The sequence below is a fragment of the Clostridioides sp. ES-S-0123-01 genome (assembly GCF_020658415.1).
In the GTDB taxonomy this organism is placed as follows: domain Bacteria; phylum Bacillota; class Clostridia; order Peptostreptococcales; family Peptostreptococcaceae; genus Clostridioides.
In genome coordinates this window covers 215,330-224,763 of record NZ_JACVWD010000006.1, presented here as the reverse complement: position 1 = coordinate 224,763, position 9,434 = coordinate 215,330, and the positions used below count along the sequence as shown (strand labels likewise).

The following is a 9,434-nucleotide window of genomic DNA, read 5'->3' as shown; positions in this document are numbered from 1 at the left end:
ACTTGCATGTGTTAGGCACGCCGCCAGCGTTCATCCTGAGCCAGGATCAAACTCTCAAATAAAAGTTTATCAGGCTCAGATACTATTGTTATCTAAATATCTGGCTTTATGGTTTGTTTCTTGTTTTTATAAATTAACCTACTGTTTAATTTTCAAAGTTCATTTTTCATGTTTGCCCTTTTCTTAAGGACAAGTAATACTATATCACCTTAAAAATAATTCGTCAACACTTTTTAAATTTTTTTTTTAAGTTTTTTTAATTTCCATTGTCATATATTCCATCATAATGTAGTAATACCATAGTCTCAATCAATTTTAATATATTTATAATTTTTTATAAAAAATCACATTTGCTTATCTTAACTATTAATATTTTAAATATTTCTATATACAAATTCAACAGTTATAATAGAATTATCCCTATATAGATTGAAAAAATACAGTAGAAAATACAGACAATAAATAAGAATATAGAAATAAATGTAAATAAATATAATAATAAAAGAAGAAGTATTAATACAGTTAGAATAAACTTATCAATACTTCTTCTTTTATTATCTATCTTTTAATATTATAATCTATTCATTTTTAACTTACATATTATCTCATAGCTCTCATAGCATTTAGTACTGCAATAAGTGCTACCCCTACATCAGCAAATATAGCCTCCCACATAGTAGCTATTCCTCCAGCTCCTAATGCCATAACTATAACTTTTACACCTAGAGCAAATATTATATTTTGCCATACTATCTTATTAGTCTTATTTGCTATTTCAATGGCTTTAGATATTTTACTTGGTTCATCTGTCATAAGTACCACATCTGCTGCTTCAATAGCTGCATCTGAACCTAAACCTCCCATTGCTATACCAACATCCGCTCTGGCTAAAACTGGTGCATCATTTATTCCATCACCAACAAAAGCTATTTTTTCTTTTTCTGTTCTACCTTCATACAACTCTTCTAGTCTATCTACCTTTTCATTAGGAAGTAAATTAGAGTAAACTGTATCTAACTCCAACTCTTTAGCAATGTTTTTTGCTACTTTTTCATTATCTCCAGTTAACATTACAACTTTTTTTACTCCTATTGATTTTAAACTTCTTATGGCATTTTTACTATCTTCTTTTATCTCATCAGATATAACTATATAACCTCTATACATTTTATCAACAGCAATATACACTACTGTTCCTACTTCTTTAGCTGGTGAATAGAGTATATTTTCCTTTTTCATAAGTTTTTCATTACCTGCCAATATAAGTTGACCATTGTATTTTACTCTGATTCCATAGGCTGCTATTTCCTCATAACTATCTATTGTATTTAAATCAATTTTTTTACTATAGTAGCTTAATATAGACTTTGCTATTGGATGATTTGAATTTACTTCTGCAAGAGCTGCATATTGCAATAATTCTTCTTCTGATATTCCCACAGGATTTAACTTAGTTACATTAAACACACCTTTAGTAAGAGTTCCTGTTTTGTCAAACACTACTGTATCTACACTTCTTAAAGCCTCTAAGTAATTACTTCCCTTTATAAGTATTCCATTTTTAGATGCAAATCCAATCCCACTAAAGAAACTAAGTGGTATTGATAAAACTAATGCACAAGGACAAGAAACAACTAAGAATATCAACCCTCTGTATAGCCAATCACTAAATACTTCACCTGAAATAACAAGTGGTGGTACAAATGCTATCAATAAAGCAGCTATAACTACTACTGGAGTATAGTATCTTGAAAATTTAGATATAAAATTTTCTGTTTTTGATTTTTTAATGCTAGAATTTTCAACAAGGTCAAGTATTTTTGAAACTGTTGACTCTCCAAAGCTCTTTGTAACCTCAATAGTAAGTAAAGCATTCTTATTTATAACACCTGATAAAATTTCGTCTCCTTTTTCAACTTCCCTTAATACAGACTCACCTGTAAGTGCAGAAGTGTCTAACATAGATACTCCATCTACTACTACACCATCCAATGGCACTTTTTCACCAGGTTTTACTACTATTATATCACCTATATTTACTTCTTCTGGAGATACTACTTTCACTTCAGAGTTAACTTTTAGGTTTGCATAATCTGGTCTTATTTGCATAAGTGAAGTTATAGACTTTCTAGACTTTCCAACCGCAACACCTTGTAAATACTCTCCTACCTTATAGAAAAGCATAACTCCTACTGCTTCTGATAGTTCTCCTATTAATAATGCCCCTACTGTTGCTAGAGCCATTAAGAAGTTTTCATCAAATACTCTTCCTTTTGATATATTTCTTATTGCTCTTAAAAGTACATCTCCACCTACTATCACATAAGCAACTATAAATACTATATTGCTAAATTGACTTTCAAATCCTGTTGCTGTTTGATATATACCAAAAATATATACAAGAGCTCCTATTATAAGTGGAATTAATTCTTTTTTATTTGTATCGCTCACAGTTTCTGACTTTTCAACCGTTCTAGATTTTGTTTTGTCAGAAGACTCTACTTGTATATCAAGTCCTGGTTCTGTTGAGTCTATTATTTCTTTTATTTTATTTATAACAGCATCTTCTTCAAAAGTACTTATTATGTTTACTGTAAGTTTTTTATTTACAAAATTCAAATTAGAAGATTCAACCTCTTTTAGTTTAGAAACTTTGTTGTTAATCTCTTCTGCACAATGTGCACAATTTAACCCTCCTAATATAAGCTCCTTTTTAGCTGATGTTTTGTTGGCTATTGTATTGTCTTTAGAGCTTATTTGTATATTAAGTCCTGGTTCTGTTGAATCTATTATCTCTATTATCTTTTCTATAGTATTTTCTTCATCAAAACTATTTTCTATATTTACTGTAAGTTTTTTATTTATAAAATTTAGATTAGAAGACTTAACCTCTTGTAGCTTAGAAACTTTGTTGTTAATCTCTTCTGCACAATGCGCACAATTCAATCCTCCTAATACAAATTCCTTTTTAATTATATTATTTGCTTCCATATATATTCACTCCTCTCATTTATCATTTATAAGTCTCTCTAATATGATTTAATCCACAGTCAAATATTTGACTTATATGGCTATCATCTAATGAGTAATATACCGTCTTTCCTTCTCTTCTAAATTTTACTAACCTAGCCTGTTTTAATACTCTAAGTTGGTGAGATATTGCAGAGTGAGTCATATTTAATAAACTTGCTATATCACATACACACATTTCATTTGCAAATAATGCATATAATATCTTTACTCTAGTAGTATCTCCAAATACTTTAAATAATTCTGCTAAATCATATAACATTTCTTCATCTGGCATAGTTGACTTAGCTTCTGTTACTATTTCCTCATGTATTATATTACAACTACAATCATTTATCTCTTCTCTCATTATATAATCCTCCATTATTTTAATATATGAATAACTGTTCATATGTTCATTATATGCTATTATATCTAATTTCGCAACAATATTTTTTTATTTATTTAATAATAATTAGAATGCACATATTATGGAGTTTTTTAATATATATATTATTAGAATAAGTTTTTGTAAACTTTTTTATAGTTTTTCTAGGAGGTGCAAGTTTAATATGAGTAATAAGAAAAAAAAGAACTTAGATACTAGCTACATGCCTTACTTAGACCCTGCTAATTATGCAGATTATATTATTAATGAAGAAATTCCTCAAGATGAGTTGAGAAATGACCCACAAATCCCTAGTGGTTATACAAAAATACCTAATAATCAGAATATAAGTAACATTTATCCTAATAGCGTAAATAATTATCCTAAAAGTAGTAATTCTCCAAACAACTTGCCTAACACAAATAATACATCTGGAAATATGAACTACAACACATCTACTCCAAACAATATGCCTAACAACATGAACTATAATACATCTAATAATATGGGTGTACCCACTAATATGTCTGGTAACATGAATAACAATATGGGTATGCCTAACAACATGTCTGGTAACATGAATAATAATATGGGTATGCCTAACAGCATGTCTAGTAACATGAATAATAATATGGGTATGCCTAATAACATGTCTGGTAATATGAATAATAATATGGGTATGCCTAATAACATGTCTGGTAACATGAATAACAATATGGGTATGCCTAACAATATGTCTGGCAACATGAATAATATGGGGTATAATATGAATAACATGTCTGGCAACATGAATAATATGGGATATAATATGAATAACATGGGTATTCCTAACTTATCATGTAATCAAAATATGCCTCCTAATGTACTTATGATGATACCAGGTGTTATATGTCATAATACAATGAATGGTATGCCTGTAGTTATGCCTAGTAATATGCCTTCTAACATGTATCCGACTCCTTATGGTTCTAGTAATATGTCTATACAAGGCATGCCACAAACTAATATTGAGGAGTTTGATGAGGAAGAAATGTAAAATATTTTTATTTTTTAAATAAATTGTATAAGACCTTAATAATTGAACATAATAGTAAATGTATTCCTCATAATATTCCCCCAATATTATTATAGGTATAAAATTTTGATTGAATATCCTTTTATTTAGTCAAAAAATATTAACATAATCTAATAAAATAAATGTAAATAAAAAATCAGATAAAATAAAATTTTATCTGATTTTTTATTTACATTTAACTTAATACTTAAAAAATATCCCTGCATATCACTATTTGTTTGATGTTTATGGAAGTAACCCACAAATCCTTGAATGGAGTAATCAATTACATCATTTATATCTTCATTAACTATACCAAAAAACATGCTGGCATTTTCTTCTCTTTTAGATTGTCAAGGATACATGGTCTACACTCTTTCTCATAGTTTTTGGATTTATTTGGCAGTTCTCAACTTAAGTTTACTAACTCTATGTTATAATGACTCTAACAAGTCATTATCTTGTTTATAGTAGGCATTATTTTGAATAAAATATGTGTATTTTACTTTTCTGGAACTGGTATGATTCTAATATATTTACAAATAAATAAAAGCTAGTAATTTTATTATAACTATCATTCATAACTCTTTAAGATTATTTTATTTTCATTATAAAACTTCATTGCTTCATCATATAACAATCATAAAATATATCTTACTCCCTATATATCTAGTAATATGTTTAGATACGGTATGCTAAAAACCAATATTGGCAAATATTATAAAAAAAAGAAATAAAATATTTTTATATAAATTGTATAAAATTTTAATAATTGACCACAATAATAAATGTATTCCTCATAATATTCCCCCAATATTATAGAAATAAATTTAAGCGAGATTAAATTCAGTTAATCTCGCTTAAATAATGTCAAAAATCATATACTATTCCAAAAAATCATCAAAGTCTATTGAATCTGACTCTGCAAAATCGTATAAAGCATTTTGCTCAAAGAAAAATTTCTCTTCAAATTTAATATATTTGCTATAATTAGACTGACTTATTTCATTAATACAATTACAATCATTATCACTATAAGTCCCTATAAAAAACTTGTTTCCCATTAAGTAATATATAGCTTTCATATCATTATTTATTATATATACATTTTCTTTAACATGGTCATTATTAAAATTAAATCTAGTAAAAAATATACCTTCATTCATATTACTTTTTAATAAGAACGGATTTTCTTCATAAAATACTTTTGCAAATTCCTCAGGTGAACTTACGCTATATACACTTACAAATTCACTCTTAGAAATTTCATCAAAAACTTCAAAATCGTACATAGGCTCTTTATCTGTTACTAGCATAGAATTGATTTTAAAACCAGTATCATTACATTTACTTATACAAAAGGCTATTTTACATGTATAATACCCATCATTATCTTCATATAAAGCCTCACTAATATACCTACCTTGTCCTTTATTACTTACTGTATTTTTAAGTAATGTACCATTGATATTTGTAATATGCATCTTTGCAATCTCTTCACTTCCTGAAAAGTATCTTAAGCTTTCTCTATCCCATGCTATAAACCTCATAGTCATATAGTTTATGAATTCAACTTCCTCATCAACTCTTTTACATATTTTATTATATAATTTTTCTATAGTTAAATCTGTTTTATAATTTTTTATAATGTCAATGTATTCACATTTATCTCCTGGCAATATCTTGTTATAACAAATATTCTTATTTCCAAAATAAGATACTAAAAACAGAGATTCCTCCTCTGTTAATCCAATTCTATCTGAGCCAAATCCACCCATTAATCTTTCTTCTTCCCTATAAGCTTCTTCTTGTGTTGGATTTTTTAAACTCACATAATCCGCCAGACCTAATCCTTCTGCATCCAATAAAAAATATTGACAAAAGTGATTGTTTTTATTGTCTATCCAATTTATTATAAGACCCAAGCTCCCCATAAGTCTAGAATTTGTAACCTTTGCAAAATTAAAATTCATACAATCACGTCCTTTAAAATTTAAAATCTTTGTTTTTTAATATATAAATTATTATACATATATTTTAACAACTTAGGTATAATTTATAATATAATATAAGGAAATGATTAATTGAGGTGGTTTTTATGAAAAATATAGCAGCTTTTTTTGATATAGATGGTACTCTTTATAGGGACTCTCTTATGGTTGAACATTTTAAGAAATTAATTAAATATGATATAATTGACCAAAAAAATTGGTATAAACACGCCAGAGATACATTTATGGATTGGGATAAAAGACAAGGCAACTATGATGATTACTTACTAGAAATATGTAATCTTTATGTTGACTCCTTAAAAGGCTTAGACAAAACTTGCATTAATTTTACAAGTGACCAAGTAATTAAATTAAAAGCAGATAGAGTTTATAAATACACACGTTCAAGAATAGATTGGCATTTAAATCAAGGTCACATAGTTATCTTTATTTCTGGCAGCCCTGGGTTTTTGGTTGAAAAAATGGCTAAAAAATACAATGTAACTGACTTCTTAGGAAGTGATTATGTATTTGAAGATGATATATTTACAGGAACAGTCATACCAATGTGGGATTCTATAAGTAAAAATAACGCTATAAATGATTTTGTTGTAAAATATGATTTAGACCTATCAAATTCGTACGCTTATGGAGATACTAATGGCGATATAAATATGCTAAAAAGAGTTGGAAATCCAATCGCAATAAATCCTACAAAAGAACTTTTGGCTCAAATATCACTTAATAAGGAAATTTCTAAAAATGTTGAAATAATAGTAGAAAGAAAAGACATTATCTATTCTTTATCTACAGATGTGAATATGGTAGATATTTAATTTATATTAGCTCTTTTAAAGACTTATACAACAAAAGTCTTATTATAATAAAGGATGTCATCATTGAAGTGATATCCTTTATTTTTATTCATATTATATATTTTAGTTCATAGATGGTAAGTATCTATTTCAAATATAAAAATTGTTATTGCTAAAACATTAAAAGTTTGTATAACAACATAAAAAGACTCTGATATAAAAATCAAAGCCTTTTTTATTAAATAAACTCATACATATGTTAATTTTATTTTTATATTTCAATGTACCTTTGCAAATGTATTATTCATATAAAAATTAAAACCATTCTAAAGTAAAACATTAAGTCAGTTGTTATTTTTAAATAACATCTTTCTTAGTCTATTATTGTAATAATCTATAAAAGAACTATATACATAATCATATATTATAAAGGCTACCTCAAATGAAGCTACTATAATAATATTTATTGGAATATAAACTATTGTCCTTAATATAAAGTACAATATAACTATCATTATATTTGCAAATACTACTTTCATAAGATACTCAATATATATTGACCTATCTTTTTCTATAAAATATTTAACAATACCATATATCCCAAAAGTAAGAGAATATACAATCCATTGAGATTTACTTGCCATTACTATAAATCCTAATGCTACAGAACCTATATAAAAAGCAATTCCACTTTTAAATCCCCATTCCATTATTACAATTGATACTAAAAGCGATGCTAACCCCATAATAAACAATGTATTTACAGGAATAATATTTGTAAGAGTTAACAGTATCACATTTAATGCTAATAAAACTCCTCCATAAGCAACTTTTATACTCATATTTATCATCCTAACAACAAGATATTAAATCTCCACCAAAACATTCACAACAGGAATCTAGACACCAAAGTTTAGCGCAGTTTTCACAACAATCATCACCTAGACAGCAACAACAGTCATCACAACAACAGCAACAACATCCATCTAAATCATTACGTCTTCTTCTATTATAATTATCAGCTCTATTGTTATATTCATTTCTATATTGTGTATAACTTCTAAGTGCATCATTGTATTCTTGATTTTCAGGCTCCATGAATTTTGCTCTCTTTAAGAAGTCTTCTCCTTCTTCATAATATCCAATATTCATCGCAGAAAAACCAGTTAGATAATACCACTCTGCACATTTGTCAGTTAATGTTTTTAAAAAATCATAGGCTTTTTTAAATTCACTATTTTCCATAAAAGCTCTTGCTCTCATAAAATTTTCATTATTATAAGTATTACTGTACATTCTTTCCACCTCTACTTTCTAATATATTCATGTATCTTAAATAAACTCCAGAATAAATTATATTTTCTATTATTCCAACGTTTTTATTTAGATTTAAATTATCAATTCCCCTAGCTAAAAAACCTAATGATGTTACAATTATTTTTTTTACTTTTTCTTTTAACTCATCATTTTTATCTATATATTCTATAAAAGGATTATATCTTCCTTTCTTAAAATCTTCATCTAAATCTTCATATGCATCTAGTAAATATATATATTTACCTATATTAAAGCCTATCATTCTTAGATTTCTCTCATTTTCATCTTTTTTATATGCAAATACTTCTCCCATTATATTTCCAAAGACATTAGACACTTCATCTATATTTATATTTTTGTCCTTTTCTAACTTATTTAATTCATTTAATTGTTGCTTTATATACTCAGCTTTTTCAGGATATTTCTCATAGGCTAAGTTTAATTTGTTTTTATATATATAATATGCTAATTTATCTTTTATGCGTTTATCATCCATTAAATTATCTTCCAATTTATAATACGTTAAAAGAACATTCATACTTGCTGCATATTCGGTAATATCATTTGTTATTATCTTTTTCTTCTTAAATGGACTGACTATACACACTTCTTCTGTACTTATAGACTCTGGCTTATATACTGAAGTTAATAAGATAATTAGAAATGTTATATCGTAGTTTAAAGAAAACCTTGAGATTTCTCCATGATTTCTTTTTAGATATTTACATAACCCACAATAATAAGCTTTGTAATGGTCATATTCTCTAAATGTTAAATCCATTTTGTTTATTTTAACATATCCAAACATAAATACTCCTTCTTGTACTACTTTTTATATAATAAATTATAATTTGTATTGT

At 26.8% G+C, this 9,434-nt stretch carries 9 protein-coding genes and 1 rRNA gene; 2 read left to right on the top strand and 8 right to left on the bottom strand.

Annotated features, from left to right (window positions below; all coding sequences use genetic code 11):
* The 3 genes from IC175_RS15850 to IC175_RS15840 all read right to left on the bottom strand — a co-directional run.
* Positions 1 to 62: ribosomal RNA gene (locus tag IC175_RS15850) — 16S ribosomal RNA — on the bottom strand; the annotation flags it as partial.
* 538 nt (positions 63 to 600) lie between these two features.
* Positions 601 to 2,991, bottom strand: coding sequence for a heavy metal translocating P-type ATPase (locus tag IC175_RS15845; RefSeq protein WP_227824796.1), 2,391 nt, complete (start codon positions 2,989 to 2,991; stop codon positions 601 to 603).
* 22 nt (positions 2,992 to 3,013) lie between these two features.
* Entirely contained in the window at positions 3,014 to 3,379 is a 366-nt protein-coding gene (locus tag IC175_RS15840) for an ArsR/SmtB family transcription factor (protein ID WP_227434729.1), read from the bottom strand.
* 202 nt (positions 3,380 to 3,581) lie between these two features.
* Here IC175_RS15840 and IC175_RS15835 point away from each other — a divergent pair, with 202 nt between their 5' ends.
* Positions 3,582 to 4,433 (top strand): hypothetical protein, encoded by an 852-nt coding sequence (locus tag IC175_RS15835; protein WP_227851717.1) that lies wholly within the window; start codon positions 3,582 to 3,584, stop codon positions 4,431 to 4,433.
* A gap of 328 nt (positions 4,434 to 4,761) precedes the next feature.
* On the opposite strand, the gene IC175_RS19720 is transcribed toward IC175_RS15835, so the two are convergent.
* Positions 4,762 to 4,857 (bottom strand): DUF6485 family protein, encoded by a 96-nt coding sequence (locus IC175_RS19720; RefSeq protein WP_227483497.1) that lies wholly within the window; start codon positions 4,855 to 4,857, stop codon positions 4,762 to 4,764.
* A gap of 478 nt (positions 4,858 to 5,335) precedes the next feature.
* Positions 5,336 to 6,424, bottom strand: coding sequence for a hypothetical protein (locus IC175_RS15825; protein WP_227851716.1), 1,089 nt, complete (start codon positions 6,422 to 6,424; stop codon positions 5,336 to 5,338).
* Positions 6,425 to 6,549: 125 nt separating this feature from the next.
* On the opposite strand from IC175_RS15825, the gene IC175_RS15820 reads away from it, so the two are divergent.
* On the top strand, positions 6,550 to 7,278 hold the full coding sequence (locus IC175_RS15820) for an HAD family hydrolase (protein WP_227434725.1): 729 nt from the start codon (positions 6,550 to 6,552) through the stop codon (positions 7,276 to 7,278).
* A gap of 323 nt (positions 7,279 to 7,601) precedes the next feature.
* Here the strand turns inward: IC175_RS15820 and IC175_RS15815 are convergent, their stop codons facing one another.
* From IC175_RS15815 to IC175_RS15805, 3 genes are read right to left on the bottom strand one after another with little or no spacing between them, the layout of a single operon-like run.
* Positions 7,602 to 8,099 (bottom strand): hypothetical protein, encoded by a 498-nt coding sequence (locus tag IC175_RS15815; protein WP_227434724.1) that lies wholly within the window; start codon positions 8,097 to 8,099, stop codon positions 7,602 to 7,604.
* Positions 8,100 to 8,109: 10 nt separating this feature from the next.
* Positions 8,110 to 8,553 (bottom strand): hypothetical protein, encoded by a 444-nt coding sequence (locus IC175_RS15810; protein WP_227434723.1) that lies wholly within the window; start codon positions 8,551 to 8,553, stop codon positions 8,110 to 8,112.
* On the bottom strand, positions 8,543 to 9,382 hold the full coding sequence (locus IC175_RS15805) for a DUF5685 family protein (RefSeq protein ID WP_227851715.1): 840 nt from the start codon (positions 9,380 to 9,382) through the stop codon (positions 8,543 to 8,545). Before IC175_RS15805 ends, IC175_RS15810 begins: the two co-directional genes overlap by 11 nt.
* Positions 9,383 to 9,434: the final 52 nt, after the last annotated feature.